18 protein-coding genes are annotated in these 17,951 nt (G+C 61.3%); 6 read left to right on the forward strand and 12 right to left on the reverse strand.

What is annotated here, in order from left to right; all coding sequences use genetic code 11:
• The 7 genes from MFF30_RS09220 to MFF30_RS09250 form a co-directional block, all read right to left on the reverse strand.
• Nucleotides 1-2,269, reverse strand: a 2,269-nt coding sequence (locus MFF30_RS09220) for an efflux RND transporter permease subunit (protein ID WP_238278968.1), incomplete at its 3' end; no start/stop codon positions are given.
• Between the two features lie 11 nt (nt 2,270-2,280).
• Nucleotides 2,281-3,627: an efflux RND transporter periplasmic adaptor subunit gene (locus MFF30_RS09225; protein ID WP_238278970.1), complete on the reverse strand. Its 1,347-nt coding sequence runs from the start codon at nt 3,625-3,627 to the stop codon at nt 2,281-2,283.
• A 142-nt stretch (nt 3,628-3,769) separates the two neighbouring features.
• Complete coding sequence (locus MFF30_RS09230) at nt 3,770-4,132, reverse strand: hypothetical protein (protein ID WP_238278972.1); 363 nt, start codon at nt 4,130-4,132, stop codon at nt 3,770-3,772.
• 62 nt (nt 4,133-4,194) lie between these two features.
• Nucleotides 4,195-4,428 carry a hypothetical protein gene (locus MFF30_RS09235; protein WP_238278974.1) on the reverse strand — a complete coding sequence of 78 codons (234 nt, stop codon included), beginning with the start codon at nt 4,426-4,428 and terminating at the stop codon, nt 4,195-4,197.
• A 291-nt stretch (nt 4,429-4,719) separates the two neighbouring features.
• A complete protein-coding gene (locus tag MFF30_RS09240) occupies nt 4,720-4,977 on the reverse strand; it encodes a hypothetical protein (protein ID WP_238278976.1) in 258 nt (85 codons plus the stop codon).
• A 99-nt stretch (nt 4,978-5,076) separates the two neighbouring features.
• Nucleotides 5,077-5,244: an ATP-binding protein gene (locus tag MFF30_RS09245; RefSeq protein WP_238278977.1), complete on the reverse strand. Its 168-nt coding sequence runs from the start codon at nt 5,242-5,244 to the stop codon at nt 5,077-5,079.
• A 407-nt stretch (nt 5,245-5,651) separates the two neighbouring features.
• Nucleotides 5,652-6,119 carry a Ros/MucR family transcriptional regulator gene (locus tag MFF30_RS09250; RefSeq protein ID WP_238278979.1) on the reverse strand — a complete coding sequence of 156 codons (468 nt, stop codon included), beginning with the start codon at nt 6,117-6,119 and terminating at the stop codon, nt 5,652-5,654.
• Between the two features lie 286 nt (nt 6,120-6,405).
• On the opposite strand from MFF30_RS09250, the gene MFF30_RS09255 reads away from it, so the two are divergent.
• Both MFF30_RS09255 and MFF30_RS09260 read left to right on the forward strand, forming a co-directional pair.
• Nucleotides 6,406-7,014, forward strand: coding sequence for a recombinase family protein (locus MFF30_RS09255; RefSeq protein WP_238278981.1), 609 nt, complete (start codon nt 6,406-6,408; stop codon nt 7,012-7,014).
• Nucleotides 7,014-7,442, forward strand: a complete 429-nt coding sequence (locus tag MFF30_RS09260) for a hypothetical protein (RefSeq protein WP_238278983.1) — start codon at nt 7,014-7,016, stop codon at nt 7,440-7,442. The genes MFF30_RS09255 and MFF30_RS09260 overlap by 1 nt, the downstream gene beginning before the upstream one ends.
• A gap of 258 nt (nt 7,443-7,700) precedes the next feature.
• On the opposite strand, the gene MFF30_RS09265 is transcribed toward MFF30_RS09260, so the two are convergent.
• From MFF30_RS09265 to MFF30_RS09280, 4 genes are all read right to left on the reverse strand, one after another.
• Nucleotides 7,701-8,117 carry a hypothetical protein gene (locus MFF30_RS09265; protein WP_238278985.1) on the reverse strand — a complete coding sequence of 139 codons (417 nt, stop codon included), beginning with the start codon at nt 8,115-8,117 and terminating at the stop codon, nt 7,701-7,703.
• Nucleotides 8,117-8,356 (reverse strand): hypothetical protein, encoded by a 240-nt coding sequence (locus MFF30_RS09270; protein ID WP_238278987.1) that lies wholly within the window; start codon nt 8,354-8,356, stop codon nt 8,117-8,119. The genes MFF30_RS09265 and MFF30_RS09270 overlap by 1 nt, the downstream gene beginning before the upstream one ends.
• A gap of 108 nt (nt 8,357-8,464) precedes the next feature.
• Nucleotides 8,465-9,625, reverse strand: a complete 1,161-nt coding sequence (locus MFF30_RS09275) for a hypothetical protein (RefSeq protein WP_238278989.1) — start codon at nt 9,623-9,625, stop codon at nt 8,465-8,467.
• A gap of 140 nt (nt 9,626-9,765) precedes the next feature.
• Nucleotides 9,766-10,920, reverse strand: coding sequence for a hypothetical protein (locus tag MFF30_RS09280; RefSeq protein ID WP_238278991.1), 1,155 nt, complete (start codon nt 10,918-10,920; stop codon nt 9,766-9,768).
• A gap of 162 nt (nt 10,921-11,082) precedes the next feature.
• Between MFF30_RS09280 and MFF30_RS09285 the strand changes: the two genes are divergently transcribed.
• From MFF30_RS09285 to MFF30_RS09295, 3 genes are read left to right on the forward strand one after another with little or no spacing between them, the layout of a single operon-like run.
• On the forward strand, nt 11,083-11,256 hold the full coding sequence (locus MFF30_RS09285; protein WP_238278993.1) for a helix-turn-helix domain-containing protein: 174 nt from the start codon (nt 11,083-11,085) through the stop codon (nt 11,254-11,256).
• Between the two features lie 5 nt (nt 11,257-11,261).
• On the forward strand, nt 11,262-11,927 hold the full coding sequence (locus tag MFF30_RS09290; protein ID WP_238279060.1) for a hypothetical protein: 666 nt from the start codon (nt 11,262-11,264) through the stop codon (nt 11,925-11,927).
• On the forward strand, nt 11,924-13,507 hold the full coding sequence (locus tag MFF30_RS09295) for a DNA primase family protein (protein WP_238278995.1): 1,584 nt from the start codon (nt 11,924-11,926) through the stop codon (nt 13,505-13,507). The genes MFF30_RS09290 and MFF30_RS09295 overlap by 4 nt, the downstream gene beginning before the upstream one ends.
• Nucleotides 13,508-14,026: 519 nt before the next feature.
• Here the strand turns inward: MFF30_RS09295 and MFF30_RS09300 are convergent.
• Nucleotides 14,027-16,573 carry a S8 family peptidase gene (locus MFF30_RS09300; RefSeq protein ID WP_238278997.1) on the reverse strand — a complete coding sequence of 849 codons (2,547 nt, stop codon included), beginning with the start codon at nt 16,571-16,573 and terminating at the stop codon, nt 14,027-14,029.
• Between the two features lie 29 nt (nt 16,574-16,602).
• On the opposite strand from MFF30_RS09300, the gene MFF30_RS09305 reads away from it, so the two are divergent.
• Nucleotides 16,603-17,898, forward strand: a complete 1,296-nt coding sequence (locus MFF30_RS09305; RefSeq protein ID WP_238279000.1) for an AAA family ATPase — start codon at nt 16,603-16,605, stop codon at nt 17,896-17,898.
• The last annotated feature ends 53 nt before the right edge of the window (nt 17,899-17,951 follow it).

Raw genomic sequence — 17,951 nt, forward strand, 5'->3', positions numbered from 1 at the left:
CCTTGTTGATTTTGATCTCCAAGAAGGGCAGGCCGGCGGTCTGCTCGACCTTGACGTCATCGGCGCCCTCCGTCCCACGCAGGATCGTGGCGACCTGATTGGCGGCCTTGAGCATCGGCTCGAACTCCTCCCCGAAGACCTTTACGGCAAGGTCGCCGCGGGTTCCGGCCAGGAGCTCGTTGAAGCGAAGCTGGATCGGCTGAGAGAACTCGTAGATGTTGCCGGCGAGCGCCCCGAGGGCATTTTCGATCTGTTTCTGCAGGCCGGCCTTGGACAGGTCCGGATCCGGCCATTCCTCCTGCGGCCTAAGGATGACGAAGGTATCGGACGAGCTCGGCGGCATCGGGTCGGAGGCGACCTCCGCGGTTCCGGTCTTCGAGAAAACGTAGGCGACCTGGGGGAATCGGCTGATCGCATGCTCGACCTTCAGCTGCATCGCCTGCGACTGGGTCAGGGAGGTCGAGGGAATGCGCTGCGCGTTGAGCGCGATGCTCTTCTCGTCAAGCTGCGGGATGAACTCCTGCCCGAGCGTGGTGAACAGGAACCCAGCGCCGACGAGCAGCGCCAAGGCGACCGCCACGAAGGTCATCGGAACCCGCAGCGCGGCGCCGAGAACGGGGCGGTAAGCGGCCTTAATGCCCCGGATGAGGATGTTGTCCTTCTCCGTAACCCGGCCGGTAATGACGATGGCGATCATCGCCGGCACGAAGGTGAGGGAGAGTACGAAGGCCGAGACAAGGGCGATGATAACGGTGAGGGACATCGGTTCGAACATCTTGCCCTCTACTCCTGTGAAGGTCAGGAGCGGCACGTAAACGAGGATGATGATGGCCTGCCCGTATAGGGACGGCTTGATCATCTCCTCGGCCGAGGCCCGCACGGTGACGAGACGCTCCTCCAGATCGAGCTTGCGCCTAAGCTCAGTCTGCCGCTCCGCCAGATGGCGCAGGGCGTTTTCAGTGATGATGACCGCCCCGTCGACGATGAGGCCGAAGTCTAGGGCACCGAGACTCATGAGGTTGGCGCTGATGCGGCCCTGGACCATGCCGGTCATGGTCATCAGCATCGCCACTGGGATGACGAGGGCGGTGACGATGGCCGCCCGGATGTTGCCGAGCAGCAGGAACAGGATGACGATGACGAGGGCGGCGCCCTCGGCCAGGTTCTTGGCCACGGTCCGGATGGTGGCCTCGACGAGAACCGTGCGGTTGAGGACGGTCTGGACCTCGACGCCGGGTGGGAGGGTACGCCGGATCTCGGTCATCTTCGCATCGACAGCGGCCGCCACCGTCCGGCTGTTCTCGCCGATCAGCATCAGGGCGGTACCGATGACGACCTCTCGTCCGTCCTCGCTGCCCGACCCTGTGCGCAGGTCGCGCCCGATCCGGACCTCGGCGAGGTCGGAGATGCGGACAGGCACCCCACCGCGCGTGGTCACCACGACGGAACCGATGTCCTCCATGGTCTCCAGCCGGCCGGCAGCGCGCACGACGTAGCCCTCGCCGTTATCCTCCAGGTAGCGCGCGCCCTGGTTGGCGTTGTTGGCCTCCAGCGCCCGTCCGAGGTCGGCGAAGGACAGGTCGAGGGCGGTCAGCTTCATCGGGTCGGGCTGGACGTGGTACTGCTTGTCGAAGCCGCCGATGCTGTCGACGCCGGCTACGCCCGGCACGGTCTTCACCTGGGGGCGGAGGATCCAGTCCTGGACCGTGCGCAGGTAGGCTGTGCGTTCGAGCTCGGTCGCAAGCCGCTGGCCCTCGGGCGTCAGGTAGCTTCCGTCCGACTGCCAGCCGGCCTTGCCGTCCGGGGAGACCTTTCGCTCATCCGGCTTAGCATAGTGGATCGACCACATGTAGATCTCGCCGAGACCGGTGGAGATCGGGCCCATGTGGGGCTCGGCCCCCGGCGGCAGGTTCGACTTCGCCTCGCCGATCCGCTCCGCCACCTGTTGGCGGGCAAAATAGATATCGAGCTTCTCGGAGAAGACTGCGGTGACCTGCGAGAAACCGTTGCGCGAGAGCGAGCGTGTGTATTCGAGACCCTTGATGCCTGCGAGTGCGGTCTCAACCGGGTAGGTGACCTGCTTCTCGATATCGACCGGGGAGAGAGACGGCGCCGTGGTGTTGATCTGCACCTGATTGTTGGTGATGTCCGGCACCGCGTCGATGGGTAGCTTCGTCAGCGAGAACACGCCGAAGCCGGCCGCCAGCAGCGAGAGAAGCACCACCAGCCAGCGCTGGTGGACAGAAAAGTCGAGGATTTTCGAGATCATGATGCCCGCCCTCAGTGCGCGTGGTTGGCTTCGGACTTGCCGAGCTCAGCCTTGAGGAGGAAAGAGTTGGCCACCGCGACCTCTTCACCGGGCTCGATGCCGGACAGGACCTCGAAGGCGTCGTCGTCGACCTTGCCGAGGGTCACGTCCCTGCGTTCGAAGCCCTCAAGCGTACGTACGAAAGCGACCTTCTCAGCCCCAATGGTCTGGATGGCAGATCTAGGCAGCCGTACCTTCACCATATCCTGGGCGATCTCGACCTCGGTGGTCACGAATGTCCCCGGTCGCCAGGCCATGTCCTTGTTCGGCAGGGCGACGATGACCCGGGCGGAGCGCGTCTCCGGATTGAGGATCGGGCTGACGAACACGACCTTGCCCTCGCCACGTGAGGCGTCGTCGCCCCCTACGATGGTCACCTTGGCGCCTTCGCGGACTTTCGGGAGCTCGGTGATCGGGACGGCGAGCTCGATCCACACGGAGGACAGGTCAGCGACGGTGTAGACGTCGGCCGGGTCGCCTTCCTTGCCGACGGCGGCGCCGACGTCGACCTTGCGCTCGACCACCCGCCCGGCGAGGGGGGATTTGAGCTCGTAGCGGCGCAGGCTAGATAGGTTCGGAGTGGTCTCGTCCTTCTTGGCGGACATGGCGACCTCGGCCGCGTTTAGCCCCAGGGCCGAGAGTTTCTGGCGCGCAAGGTCGACCCGCAGGGTCGCCTCGGAATAGGCGGCCTTTGCGTTGAGGAAGGCCGACTCCGCCGAGATTCGCTTGTCCCAGAGTGCCTGCTGGCGGTCGAAGTTGGTTTTGTCCAGGTCGGCCTTGACCGTTGCGGTGAGGAAGTCGCTCTTGGCCTCGGCGACCTCGCGGCTGTCGAGGACGGCCACGACTTCGCCCTTGGCCACCGCCTCGCCGAGGCGCTTGCGCATTTCGGAGACCGTGCCGACGACACGCACCGGCACGCGGGCGATCCGGTCGGCGTCCTGGGCGATGGTGCCGGGCACCAGCAGGTGTCGCAAGAGGATGCCCCCCTCGACCCTCGCCAGCTTGATGTCCTGATCCGCGGCCTGCTCGGCGGACATCTTGATCTTGCCTTCGCCCTCCTCGCCCTCGGCATGGTTGTGCTCGCCGGAGGGCTTGGGCTCACCCTCCGCGTGCTCGTGGCCGTGATCGCCGTGCCCGTACCCGTCATCGGCCTGGGTGGCCGGAGGCTTGGTGACGGACGCTTTGGTCGGCGGCGGCGGCCGGTCGTTCATCAGGCCGGCGGTCGCGAGGGCGCCCTGCACGACCTCGGACACGCGGGGGAACGCACCGCCGATGACGATGCCGATGGCCAGGAAGGCCACGGATAGGAATGCACGCATGAGAATGGGCCCGGGTCCGCCAGGGACGTCGCATTGCCGCTTATGTGGCTCGGGACGGTCCCGTACTGGTTATTCGCGATGGTGAGGCGGTCGGGACCCGCGAGGGCCGGCCGGGACGCGCCACGGACGTGGCGGGGTCGCCTCAGGCGCGAGGCGGCCTTGGAAGGCGGTCGGGTGAAACCGATCCGACGGGGGGCGTCACGGTCGCGTAGGAGGTGCGTGCGGTCCCACGGGACGGCAGCGTAGGCGACCCGTTGACGTTCAGGACTTGGTGGCAGCCACAATTGGCGTGGCAGGCCGGGCAGGCGTCCGAATGGTCGGTCGCGCCCCCCTGGGTCGGTACGGACACCGACAGTTCGTGGCTGACCGAGCGGTGGGCCTCGGCGGAATGGATCACGCCGGGGACGACGAGCATCAGGACCATGACGAACGAAAGCACGCGGAGAGTGGTCGCCCACCAGCCGCGCATCGTCTCATAGGCCCTGATCTCGAATCCCGCGTTCATTGGTCCCTTGTGGAGGATTTCTGGGCCACCCGTACATCGGGGGGAGTGACGAGACGTGAACCTCAATAGTCGTAGTGATGGTGATGGTGGTGCCTACGCTCGAAGTAGACCGGCTGCTCCTCGCGGTGCGGCCGAGAGCGATGGACGATGACGTCGTCGTGGTCGCCATGGTGGTAGCGGTCGATATAGACGTCCCTGCCACGCTCCCCATACCCGCCGCCGTAGTATTGGGCCGACGCGGCCATCGGCGATAGGACCAACGTGGCGGCGACCAAGACCAAGACGCGCATTCTCATGACGCACTCCCCGAGTTCCGAAGGCGGGAAGGTGATCCAGGGGAGGTGAACTGCGCCTGACATCATCGTTCAGAACATTCGGTGTGCCCGCCTCGACAAGTCAGCCGAGGCGGGCTTTTCACGGTACGCGAGGGGGCACCAGCGCACCGCGAAGGTTTTGAGGCGGGATCGGCCGGGGGGGCCGCCGCTAGGGCGTATCCGATGCTGGCGGCCAGAATCGCAAAGACGACCAGCAGGGGAAGCATCCGCATCGGCGCGTCCTCACCACCCCACGAGCCTCCCGCCCTTCATTCATTTCTTGTCGTGGGAATGACCGTGGGCGTGGCCATTTTTGTCGGAGTGAACGGGCTTCCCGTCCTTGCTGACCTCGCGGGTCTCGCTCGTGCGCGGGTCGTCGCGATGGGCCGGACCGCCCGCGACGCCGCCGGTGTTCGGTGCGGATTGCTCGGGATTGTTCGCGTTTCCATGCCCGTCCTCAGCGGCGAAGGCAGGTGCCAAGAGATCGGCGAGCAGGCCGGCGGCGAGGAAGACGGCAATGGAGCGCTTCATGATGCTGTCTCTGGGAATCGACGGCTAGATGAGGCCGCTTCAAGATCGGAGATAGCGAGGCTGTTTGACAGGCGGACGCCCGGTTCGTGACGAAGTGTGTCAGCGGCCGGCCCGCGGCAGGGAGATCCGGACCTGCAGGCCGCCTTCCGGTCGATTGACCACGGCGATGGTCCCACCTTCCGCCTTGACGATCCGGCGTGCGATAGTCTGGCTGAGGCCAGTTCCGCCGGTATCGGAGGGCACGGGCAACGAGCAGAACGCCCTCATCGTCAACGACCTGAACCGCAACGATGCCGGTCTGAACGACACCCTAGGCGCTTCGAGGCAGGGATATCAGGTCTGCGACGCACTTCCGGCTCGCACCGCGCGCGCCATAGCAATCAATTCTCGCGCTGTAACTCCATGAGCGGGGCGCCGCAGCGCGCTTGGTTCTGTGGTGGCCAGCACAGGTCGGCCCATGGCGAGGCCACTGGAGCGGACGTTCGTATCGTGCCCGCGCCAGAGACGTCGAAGCCGGGCAGCCTTGGTGTCGATCGTTCCAGCCGTGATCCCTGGCGCCATTCTTAAACATCCTGCCTTGTTCAGCGGGTGGTTAGCAAAGCTTGGCTGTTCGCAACATTCTTGAAGTGGTAGGCGGCCGCGCTATGAAGGCTGCCTTGCACGAAGCCTTGAGGCTACGCAGCCTTCCCACGTCCCTTGGCCTTGGGCGGCTCGTCCTCGCCACGATTAGCAATCCTGCCGAGACCAATGGATTTTGCCAGGGCCGAGCGCTTCGCGGCGTAGCTTGGTGCAACCATCGGGTAGTCGGCCGACAAGCCGAAGCGCTGGCGATAGCTATGCGGGTCTAGCCCATGCGTGCTTAGGTGGCGCTTCAGGGTCTTGTAGGTCTTACCGTCTAAGAAGCTGACGATGCCGCCTGGCTGCACTGACTTGCGGATCTGAGCTGCGGTAGGCTTCTCAATCTCGGCCTCCGATATGGTCGCGCCGGTCCCGCTAGCTAATCCTTGGAGCGCACCGTGCATACTGCGAATTAAGTCAGATAAATCAGCCGGACGAACCGGGTTGTTCGATACATACGCGCAGACGATATCGCTGATGAGGTCGATGACATCGGTGGTTTGATTTTTTGTGTTGTCTGACATGCTACTATTCGGTTTCGCGCCCCCACACTCTCCAGATCGTACATTTGAGGACAATTATCAAGGACAACTCAGAGCCTCAGTGCTTTACCCCTTCATCCACACACTCATACTTTATCACAGCCTTCAGGTGTTGGCTGTGCATAGCTCGCCTCCGTCGCGTATTCGACCGTTTTCCCGTCATCCTCACTGAGCGCAGTTTGAGCATCCTCAAACCGGTCGGTTTCTGTCGGGAAAATATGACCGGATTTCTATTGCGGATTAAACGCACCTGGATCACTATCCCGACATGCTCGTCGGATATGCCCGCGTCTCCACCCTCGATCAGAACCTCGACCTGCAGCGTGACGCGCTGACTAAGGCTGGGTGCGAGCGCATGTTCGAGGAAAAGAAGTCCGGCAAGGCTGGAACCAAGCGACCCGAGTTCGAGGCGGCCCTAGCCTACCTCCGCCCGACCGATGTGCTGGTGGTCTGGAAGCTTGACCGGCTCGGTCGGTCTCTCGTCGAGATGATGCGCACCATCGACTCCCTCCGCGTGAAGGAGGTCCACTTCCGATCGCTGACTGAGCAGTTCGATAGCGACACGGCCCACGGGCGCTTTGCCCTACAGATGCACGGCGCCATGGCCGAGTACTTCCTCGACCTCAACCGCGAGCGCACCATGGAGGGGCTGAAGGCTGCCCTGGCGCGCGGACGCAAAGGGGGACGGCCCAAGAAGCTGACGCCAGCCGATATCGAGGTGGGCCGCGCCCTGTTGCACTCGGGCACCATCTCGATCGCGGCCATCGCCAAGCGCTTGGGAGTGAGCCGGGACACCTTCTATAGCTACTTCCCCCAGGCACGCACCCGCAGCCAGGCAGACGTCGCCGCTGCGGTGACCCGACAGGCATCCTCCTGATGCCCATCCGGCGCGAGCACCGCTTCTTCTACCCCATCGACTGGCCGCAACTCTCGGCCGTGATCCGCTTCGAGCGAGCGAAGGGACGCTGTGAGGTCTGTGCCCGTCCGCATGGACAACGCGTCTTCCATCTTGGCGACGGTCGTTGGTGGGACGGAGTGGAGGGCTGGTGGCGTGACGGAGCTGGGCGCTTCATCTGCCTCGGGATCGGAGATGACGATGTCCTCGGACGGGTCCGAACCACACGCGTGGTCCTGGCAACTGGCCACCGTGATCACGACACGGCCAACAACAAGCCCAAGAACCTCGCTGCCTTCTGCCAGCGCTGCCACATGAACCATGATCGCCCGGAGCATCAGCGCCGCCGATGGCGAACGTTGTTCCGGCGCAAGGCATCTGGTGACCTCTTCCGGGGGCCATATCCGTAGCCTCAGATTGACCTGAAACCGATTGGACGAGTCATCGGGCCTACGGGGAATGACGAAGGCTCACCCAGGAGGCGTTCGGGGTCGAAGCTCAACCTCGATAGCTGACACGCGACGTATGGTGCGGCCACTTCGCAGGTGCGCAAGCGACCTATCAGGCCGCAGATCGAAGCCCGCCCGCAAAGCTCTCTTCGACGAGAGTGGGGCGTGCCGCAGCGGACTGCGGCACGAAGGTGATGAGAGCGACCACGGCATTCGGGCTCATGGAAGCACGATCATCCGTACATCCGGTGCATAGCCGCGGATGAAACGGTACCAATCCTCTCCCTGGGCAGGGTCGGTCTCCACCACGAGGGCCGAGATACCACCGGGGAGCAGGGTGGCCGTCCAGGCATACGGCTCGGACGTAGGCTCGCTGGTCAGTACCACCACGCGCTGAACCTGCGACAGCACCGCATAAAGCGATGGCGCATCGAAGGCGCTCGGCCCCTGGAAGGACTGATCATCGAAAATGGCGACGAACGGCATGGCGCTCGGCGGACCGAAACGCCGGGTGCCAGGGTCGGCGAACACCACGCCCGTACCGAGCTCGCACATGGCTCGGTAGACAGGCAGCCGAGCCTTGGCCTTGCGCTTCGTCTCGGCGTCGGACCCACGACGGGGGAAGGGGGCACGCATCAGGCCTCGCCTCCCTGATCGGAGGCAGCAGCTGCCTCGACCCGGCGGGCGGCCAGGTAGCTGTCCAGATCGCGCCGAGCCCAGACGAACTTCCTCCAGCCGACGACCACATGCGCCGGGGCCCGCCCTTCTCGCCGCATCTTGTTCAGCGTCGAATGGGCGACTCCGATGTAGCTTGCGGCCTTCCCCGTCTTGAATGCGGGCTCATCTTGCAGATCGAGTTGGGGATGCTTGGGCATCGCTGACCTCCGAAACCCGTAGCCGGAATAGCGACGGTGGCCGGAAGATCAGCGAAAGCACCTCGATTTAATCGACCTAGGAATGTATCGGGCGCCCCGGGAATGGGGCTACCTATTCTCGACGGCCGCATATTCTCTGCCGGCCCGCTCGGCGTAGATCCTCTCCCATTCTACCCACTGCGCCGTTCTTGCGGCATTGGGGGCTCCGACCCGGAGATGCTGCGGGAGCGCGATGAGCCGAGCAGCCGCCGTCCCCATACCCTGTCGGTAGGGGCCGAGCTCATCCGCATTCCAACTGACCTGGACCCACGCGGCGATGTGATCGAGCTTGAGATGCCAGCGCTCAGGCGCACCGTTCACGTAGCTCAATTCGTGCGCCACCCTCTCCAGCAGGATGATCCCAGGCGTACGAAGAGGTGGCACTTGCACCGGTGCAGGCCCGAACAGACGCTCGTGGACCGCGAGCCATGCCGCTTCCAATTGGCGAGGGCCGATGCACGCCCGTCCTCGGACTTCTCCAGCCTGCGGCGAGATCATCGTGACCATCTCGTCGGACGCGAGCGCCACCCCTGCCGCGTCGGTCCGCCAGAAGCCCGGAGGTATGTCGATCAGGGTGCCCGTCCGCTCGTCGACTAGGGCTGCGCTTCCACCACCCTCGATGAGAATCTCTCGAAGCTCGGCGCCCAGCATATCCGCCATCGATGGGAAGCTGACGCTCACACCTTTGGGCAGGGGGCGCGCCAGTCCCGCGAGGCCGAGCGCTCGGGCGCTGGCAGACAGATGCTCGGACAGGAGAGCGGACCGGTAGGGCGGCACCAACGTCACAGAAATGGTCGCCGGACACCGCAGGGGCTGGAAGGGCCGTGGCGGTTCCGCGAAGGCATCCTCACCTTCGACGTCGCCGTCGTCTTCGTCCGCAGCTTCGATCTCGGCGACGGCGACCTCGCCGGGCTGGGGTTCCGGCGCCCGCATCGGCACAGGGATGCGAGGCCGAGGGAGAAGGCGTGGCTCGGGCTGAGGGATATCGCGCGCTTCGAGCACCAGCTCGACGCCGATGTGAGACGCCGCGACCTCTCGAACCACCAGGTTGTACGATACCCGCCGGCCTCGCCCCGGGACGGTAATGAGGCTTGAGCCATAGATCCCAAGGGACGAGATGTTGAGAGTGCGAGGACCTGCGACCGGGGCGTGACCCTGCAGCGTGCGAGCCACTACGAAAAGCGGGGCGATGCAGGTGGGGACGTACCCCTTGGGCAGCTGCAACGACATGCGGGGGACATCCGGTTGTGCGAAGACCAGGGACGGCCACGCTCTTGGCCCCATTGTCCAGGGCGAGGGTTAAACCGTGGTTCCCAGTCCACCCGTCGGTCCCATCGCTGTCGGCAGGCCTACGCTCATCCCTTGGGAGGCTACTCTTCGTAATCGTCGAATCCCTCGTCCTCGTTTTTATCACGAGGCAGAAGGGCATTCTGCATACGCTGTAGGGCGCGGACCTGAAGGCCGTGGGAGATGTCCTGAGGGCTGGACCGCATGGACGGCCTCCCCGAACCGTTGGAGGATTTCGGGCGCATCATGTCCTCGTACAACGCCGAAGCCCGCCCTTTGAACTTGCCGACAAGGGCAGCCCGGGTTTCTGCCGGCAGGTCAGCGAACCTATGCGGCCAAGACGAAGACCATAGTACGTTCAGGTCAGGGGACGGCGCGGTTAGGCGACTGATCAGGACTATCAGCTCGGCGATGGAGAAATCCGGATACTCCTGCCTCGTTGTCTCGTCCTGAGCCACCTGAGCATTAGGAGCGCCAGCGAGCTTCTGTCCGCCGGACTTCAGAGCGTCGACCTCGGCCCGAAGACGATCCAATTCCGCCGAAACATCGTATTTTGCTTTGGCATCGTCAATCCTTTGAATAATAGACATGTCTATTACACGGTCTGTATCACTGTTGTCATGAGGATTTTCTATAGAATTATTACTTAAAATTGAATTTAGAGCTTCGACTATGCCTTTTCTTGAAGCCTCAATGAATGACTCAGCCATTTTTATAGCTGATTCCCTGGCATTGTTAGATTTTTCATATGATATTTGATCTATATCTTCGTTCGATCCATAATTTTTATCAGATACATGAGCCGCAATGCTCGTATCTCTGGAACTTTCATGAAATAACGCCAATTCTTTATATGATTTATCCATATTCCTATGAGAATCTGTCAATTTATTACTCGAATATGATCTAGAATCGTCTTTACTAGTTAAATAGTCAATTTTGATATCGCGCTGATAAGATTCTTTACTTACTGAATTGAATTTGTCTTTCATATGAATGCCGAGCAACGGCCTAATATCACTGATGAACGCATTCGCGTTTTCGTCAAATATCGGGAGAGACTTTTCAATAATAAACTCCATTTCTTCGCTAATAGATCGGCCGTTGGAAGTCGCTCTACGTTCTATTTCTTCTTTTAGATCTCCTCTTATTCTGAATGTCAGATTATGACGCCGCTTCTTTTCCTCGGGAGCAGGGGGCCTGCCCCGCCGTTTCGGCGTCCCACTATCATTTGTCATCTGTGCCCACCCGCTCCCGTTTGATCACCCATTTTCCAGTGAATATGTCCTTGCCCTTCGGTCCGCAAGATGCCATTTATATCACGTGATTTCGCGTGAAGAATGGAGACACGCGTGCTGAATGAGAGATCCAAGGACTGGCTAAGCCGCCCGACATGCAGCGTGGCCCAGTTCGCCGAGATGGTCGGAATGTCCCGGAACGCGGTGTACGTCGCGATCGAGCGTGGCGACGTTCAGGCCGTTCGCATCGGCAAGCGCATCGTCATTCCGACGGCACCGGTCCGGAAGCTGCTTCGGATCGACGAGGCCTCGACCGGATCTGCGGAAGCGGCTTGAATCTGATGCGTGCCACCTCTCCTGATATCTCGCTGTCGCGTGCTGATGCGCCTCCAACCGAGGTGATGAGACGCGAGGTAAAACAACGCCGAGTCCGCATGGATGCGGAGAGGGAACAGGCGCGCGGCTTCGGCCTGCGCGGGCCCGACTTCGCTTGGCTGCTGGACCAAGGCATTCCCGGCAAACTCAGCGCCTGGCGAAGTGTCGGCGGCTTCGACCTGATCCTACGGGATTCCGTGGTGTTCGGGCGTAAGCAGCGCTTCGAGTTCGCCCGTCTCGTCCGTGACGCTAAGAGCGATCGCGTTGCCGCATACACGCTGCTGGCCCGTGATACCGCGGGAGCGCCCCTCGATGTCGTAGCTTGGCATCCCCGTACAGGACGCGTTGCGACGTGGCTCGGCCGTACAGGATTGCTCGGGCTCGAATACCCCTGTCCCGGCACAGGCAAGGACCCCCTCGTCGTCTATCGCAATCCTGCAGCGTGGCTCGCGGACGAGCGTCGGGGCGTCGTGGTGGTCGACGAGCAACTCGCGCGAATGGACCTTCTCGAAGCCGGCTCGATCCTGGCAGCGGACATCCCCCACGGTACGGCTCTGCAGGTCATGCTCTCAAAGGTACGCCTCCCATCGATCCTAGTGCCGGCGGATGCCGTCCGGAAGGCAGCGGCATGAACGAGCCTATCAACCTCGATGTCGCCCGCGAGAGAGCGCAACGCGGGAAGCTCGACAAGGCGACACGCCGGTCACCGCAGCCCGGATCCGAGCTCGACCAGAAGCTCGCGTTCCTCCCTCAGACGGACCTTGGAAACGCAGAGCGGTTCGTCGCACGCAACCGCGACCGGTTCCTGTGGTGTTCGACGGTCGGGTGGATGGCCTGGGACGGTAAGCGCTGGGACGCGGACGGGGCCGCCGAGAAGGTTCTCCGTGCAGAACACGACACGGTCAGAGCCATTCAGGTCGAAGCGGACGCGATCCGCGACACGGACCTTGATGTAGAGCTCGTACCGAAGAAGGACGGCAAGGGTGAAATGCTGTCCGACAAGCTCGCGTCGTGGGGGCGATCGTCGGAGGCGGCCTCCAAACTCAGCGCCATCGCGAAGCATGCGACGGCCTACCTGACGGTCAAGCCGAGTGACTTCGATGCCGACCCGATGCGGATCAACGTCCTGAACGGCACCTTGACGATCGCAAAGCACCCCATCGAACCCTACGTCACCCTCATGCCGCACAATCCCGAGGACCGCATCACCAAGATCGCGCCCGTGACCTACGACCCCAACGCAGCGTGCCCGACCTTCGACGGCTTCCTGCTTCGCGTACAGCCGGACATCAACAATCGTCGCTTCCTTGACCAGTGGAGCGGTCTTTCGCTCACGGGCGACATCAGCGAACAGAAGCTCGTCTTCCATTGGGGCACGGGCCGGAACGGGAAGTCCGTCTACGTCGATGCGGTGGGATACGTGGCCGGCGACTACGGCGCCACGATCCCGATCGAGACCTTCATCGAGAGTGGCCGGGCCCGTCGAGGCGGGGAAGCCACGCCGGATCTGGCCCGCCTACCCGGCATCCGCATGCTGCGAACCTCGGAACCCGAGAAGGGCGCGAAGCTCGCCGAGGCGCTGATCAAGCTTGCCACGGGTGGCGAGCCCATGGACGCCCGTCACCTCAACAAGGCGTTCTTCACCTTCAAGCCGAGCTTCAAGCTCACCATCCAGGGCAACTACCGCCCGAAGGTCGATGGGACGGACGAGGGAATTTGGGGCCGGCTCAACCTGGTGCCGTGGAGCGTGTTCATCCCGAAGGAAGAGCGCGACCGAAAGCTCGGGGAGAAGCTGAAGGCCGAGGCCTCGGGCATCCTGAACCGCTTGCTCTCGGGTCTGTGCGACTGGCTCGACAACGGCCTCGTCATCCCGCCCGACGTCGAAGCCGCCACCGAAACGTACCGGGCCGATTCCGATCCGATCGGGAGGTTCCTGGCCGTCTGCACGAAGCCGACCATCGGCCACCGGACCCAGGCGACCGTCCTCCATGAACTCTACGTGGCTTGGGCCAAGGTCAACGGCGAGGCATCGCGTTCAGCGAACATGCTCGGACGCGAGCTGAGGGGGCGCGGCATGCCCGATATCAAGTCCGGCGTGCAATGGTGGGTGGATATCGAGACGACGAAGTTGCCGTCCGAGTTCGTCGACAACTACGGCGAGCCCCTGCACGCGGACGAGAATGCGTATCGTCGGTATCGTGATGGCGACTGATACTCCCAATCCTCCCGGAATTCACAAACTCCTCCCTCGCCCAAGCCATTGAAAAACAATGGTTTGGGAGGACTTGGGAGGATTGGGAGGTTTTCGGCGGCCTACCTTCTCTATCTACCCGGCCGTAAGCACCTGAGATGAACTTCACAAAATTCTCCCAATCCTCCCTAAAACTCCCAATCTCAGTAGACTCAATGACTTGGGGTAGGGAGGTTCCGCTTGCTCCTGGGAGGATTGGGATGATCGACACCGGTTGCTACCATTCCAGGTCCCTGCAATGTCTTTCGCCCTTCACCCAATCGCCCCACCCGACCGCTCAGGGCCCTTCGCATACAGGATCGATGCATGCGAGCGGATGGCGAACTCCGATCCCTGCGCGTGTTCAGGCAGGTGACCTGGGCCTGCGTGGCAATGCCCTAGCCCAGGCCATGCGCCTCTCGAAAGGCGAACGGGACCGCCTGCTCGATGCGCTCATGGCCCCTATTTACCGCCCCCTTCACGGCAACACCTGCTTGTGGCCTAGATTCGCGTAGCGACGCGTGCTGCTGTTCGGATGTCTTCGATGCGCACACCGAGAGCGTTCAGGGTCTGGCGCATATCGTTGAACACGGGCGCCGCGCCCTGGGGATCGGAGATGGTCAGCAGCGCGGTGAATGGAACGCCATCCTCCGGCATCTGCTCGCCGGCACGCGTCACATAGCTGACGAACATGCGCCAGCTCGACGACTTGCCGACACCCCGAGGCATCGTCTTAGCAAAAGCCTTGACAGGGCTCCACTTGAGACCGTGCTCGATCCGCTCGGCTTCAAAGGCCGCGCCCTCGTTGTTCTTTGGTAGGTACACAGGGTCAAGTCGGCCCTTCCAGCGTGGTTTCCCTTCAGCGTCGAAGTCCTCTTGTTGCAGCGATGCGTCGACATTCACCCGGACAAATTCCGAGCCAAAGCGGGTATCAAGAGGTGGCGTCGAAACGAGTGTGAGCTTCGCGCTGCCTCGGCATTTCCCCTCTGGGGTGACGAGCGAAGGAGGCCACGCAAACTGGAACTCGATCTGTTGGTTGGGGCGAATGCGCGAGGCAAAGACCAGGGTAATCTGATGGTCGTTTCCTTCGAGAATCTCACGAGCAGAGGGCGGCATTCCGAAGCCGGCGAGATCGCGTGCGACAGTCGCCAGGGTTTTCCCCGCAAGCACCTTGGGCAACCGAGCGTGGTGCAGAAGAAGGCCGATCAGCGTCTCCCGTGAAACTTCACCTTCGATGTTGTGGTCGAGTACCGCAGCGCTCTTGGCCCCCAGGGGTGATGCATAGCTTGTCCCGCAACCGTCACAGACATCGCCGTTAGGCTTCACGGAGGAAAGACCGTGACCCAGGGGGCTTTGCGGTGAGCCTGAGCCGCCAATATGGGCGAGATCCGGCTTGACCCCGGCACGAAGGCCAGGCCCCCGGCGCGAGTAGCGAGCCGGTGCGTGCGGTACGACGTTCGATAGCCCCGGTGGATTCAACGCTGCGACGGACACGTTCCGGACGCTCTCGGCAGGCATCAGCATGCTGTCGTTACGTGCCGAGGCCAGAGCGACTAGCGCCTGTGTCTCATCCTGATGCCATTCTGGCCGCAAGGATTGAGGAGCTGTATTGCCGGCCGAGATGAAGAAGATGGCGTTGTGAGCGTCTGCAAGGTCGTCGAGCCGTTTGGCGTAGCCGCTGTACCGATCAGGTTCGGCAGGATGCTGGATGTTCAAACTCATATTGAACACACGCACATCGTGCCGCGCCTTCGCGTCGGCTACGGCGTAGCCGATCTCATCAAAAAACTGTGGAAGCCCATCGGGGTAGTAGCTGGTGAAGGCAGTTGGGTTGTCCTCCGTTGGAAACACCGCAATGTCGACGAGTTCGGCACCATCTGGCTCAGGGCAGATCTCTAGACCATTCAGAGTGTTACCTCCGACTGCCAAGCCACCGATGAAGGTGCCATGATCCGCATCGACGTCGACGTCGTTGAGAATGTCCCAGCGGTCGATCACCCAATCGGACAGCGAGGCACCAATCCCACCGTCGATGATTCCGAGCTTCGGGTAAGTCCGAGTCGTGTTCCTCTGCGGCAGAGACGCCTGCTGACAACTAGGTTGACCGACGCCCGCAGAAGAACGGGCGGAAAGGCGTCCTCTAACGGTTGTGCGGGTCACAATGGGCGGCAGATCGACCCGGCGCACCAGAGGATGGTGATCGAGGAATGCGAGCAGACGACGGTGGCGTTTCAAATCTGCGTCGAAAGGAGCCAGTTCGCGGGGACGCTTGCGGTCTGCAGATTGCGACATCGTGAGCTGCACCGTTGGCGGCTCGGCAGAGCGGGCTAGGCGCAATGTCAGTTGAGGCTGATCCTTCTCTCCTGTTTGGAGGCGCTGAACCGCCAGGCCCTGGCCAATGGCGGTCAGCCCATCGAGGAAACTGGCATAGAGGCGCTGCCGGTCTTGCCCAACAGCGTCCCAACGGCCTCGCGCTGGAGGGACCTCGAACATCTCCACTTGGTAGCTGCTGCCAGTCATTGGGTTGGCGAGCCAATTCAAGGCCTCCTCGACCGAAAACTGCCGACGGTCGCTTGGCCCGTATAGCTCAATCCGATCTATGGCTCCTGTTTCGCTCTTCGCGGCTGATGGGTTAGGCATCTCGCGCCCCGAGTTCTCATCGTACTTGAGACGCGTGTTCTCCTCAGCTTTGGAGATCTCGCGCGCGACGGCGCTCAAGACGTTTGGTTGAGCCTCGAAGTACATTTCACCAATATCGCCGCCACCCACCAGCGAAATACGGTTGGGATTGAAGATCGCACGGAGAGGCCGATGGCTTTTAGCCCAAGCCTCACGTCTCAGAAATACTTTAATGAAACCTATATTCCCGTTTTGCTGAGCAGCTAGAGTTTCGCCAACCGCGTTCAGCTGGTTTATCAAAGATTGCTTATGAGCACGGAACAAAGCATCACGGCCGGCAAAAAAGTCTTTCTTTGGACCGCCGCCGCCGACGTCACGACCCTCTTCGAAATTGTCCGTGTTGAGGATGATCTGGATTGGGCCGACCATGATAGGGACCTTCCAGCGATCCGGGGTAGGTGCCGGCCGCCACAGTGCAACAATTTCATCATATCGTGCACCAAACGGCGTTTACAACGCAACAGATTTATGTGAGAGAACATTATAGGAACGATTTTGCGCAACGGTGCTGTAATTTGGAACACTTCCCGATCATTCAGGCTTTGTGCCGGGCCGCACTCTCGCAGCCGACGCCCGCGATCCGAAAGCAAGTCGAACGGCTTCGAGATGCTGTGGCGCGGGACGGTGATACAAAATCTTCTGGTGTTCTTTCCGGCTTACTCACAGCTGCCGAGCGTACTGTGGAGCTTGGCCCAAGCCGTATCGCTCAGTCGCGAGCCCACGTTCCAGGGGAAACGCTGACGCGCAATACGCCCGTGCCGGTTGATCGCGAAACGGCTGCAGCGCTGGCTGAGATCATCTTCCCTCCAGACGTCCGGCCCCAGCCTCCGATCTTCGACGAAGCAATCGAGATTGCAGTTCAATCTATTATCGAGGAGTGGAACAATCTATCTATCTTAGAAGAGAACGGAATGCAGCCGTCTCGAAGCTGCCTGATCTATGGACCACCCGGGACAGGAAAAACACGACTAGCCATGTGGATGGCTTCTCAGCTTGATATACCAGTTATTCTTGTAAGAATAGACGGTCTTATTTCCTCTTTCTTAGGAACAACCGCAAGAAATATAGGAAATCTTTTTGCCTTTGCAAATAAATATCGATGCGTCCTTTTACTTGACGAGTTTGATGCAGTAGCGAAGCTAAGAGATGATCCTCAAGAGGTCGGTGAAATCAAGCGGGTCGTCAATGCCTTGCTGCAAAATCTTGACTCACGACGAGACGTAGGCATCACGATTGGTATCACTAATCATCCGAAGCTGCTCGACCCTGCTGTCTGGCGCCGTTTTGAAGTGCAGCTAGAAATACCTCGCCCGAAATTTGACGTCAGGGTTCAGATTGCAAGGAATTTTATAGCTCCATTTAAAGTGTCTGAATCACATTTGAAGTTAATTGCCTGGTTCACAGAAGGCGCCACAGGTGCTGAAATCGAGTCAATAGTTCGTACCTATAAAAGGTCTCTTATTTCAAAAGCAGACGAGCCCATCAAACTTCTTGAGACACTTAGAAGATTTGCTACTCTTAATAGTGCACGGCTTGATCCTAGCCGCCGCGAGTTACTGTTCTCTGATGCTGCGCAGCTATTTAGGATAATGCATCAAGATGAACAGCTATGCCTTTCCTACGAAGAAATCGGCAGCATTGCCGGAAAGGACAAATCGACGATAAGTCGCACCGTCGGCAAGAAAGCTGAGTAGTATTATAACCTGAACAAGAGTTAAGCTGCGCTCTATGACGCGCGGGCGCCGCC

It is taken from the genome of Methylobacterium goesingense, assembly GCF_022179225.1.
In the GTDB taxonomy this organism is placed as follows: domain Bacteria; phylum Pseudomonadota; class Alphaproteobacteria; order Rhizobiales; family Beijerinckiaceae; genus Methylobacterium; species Methylobacterium goesingense.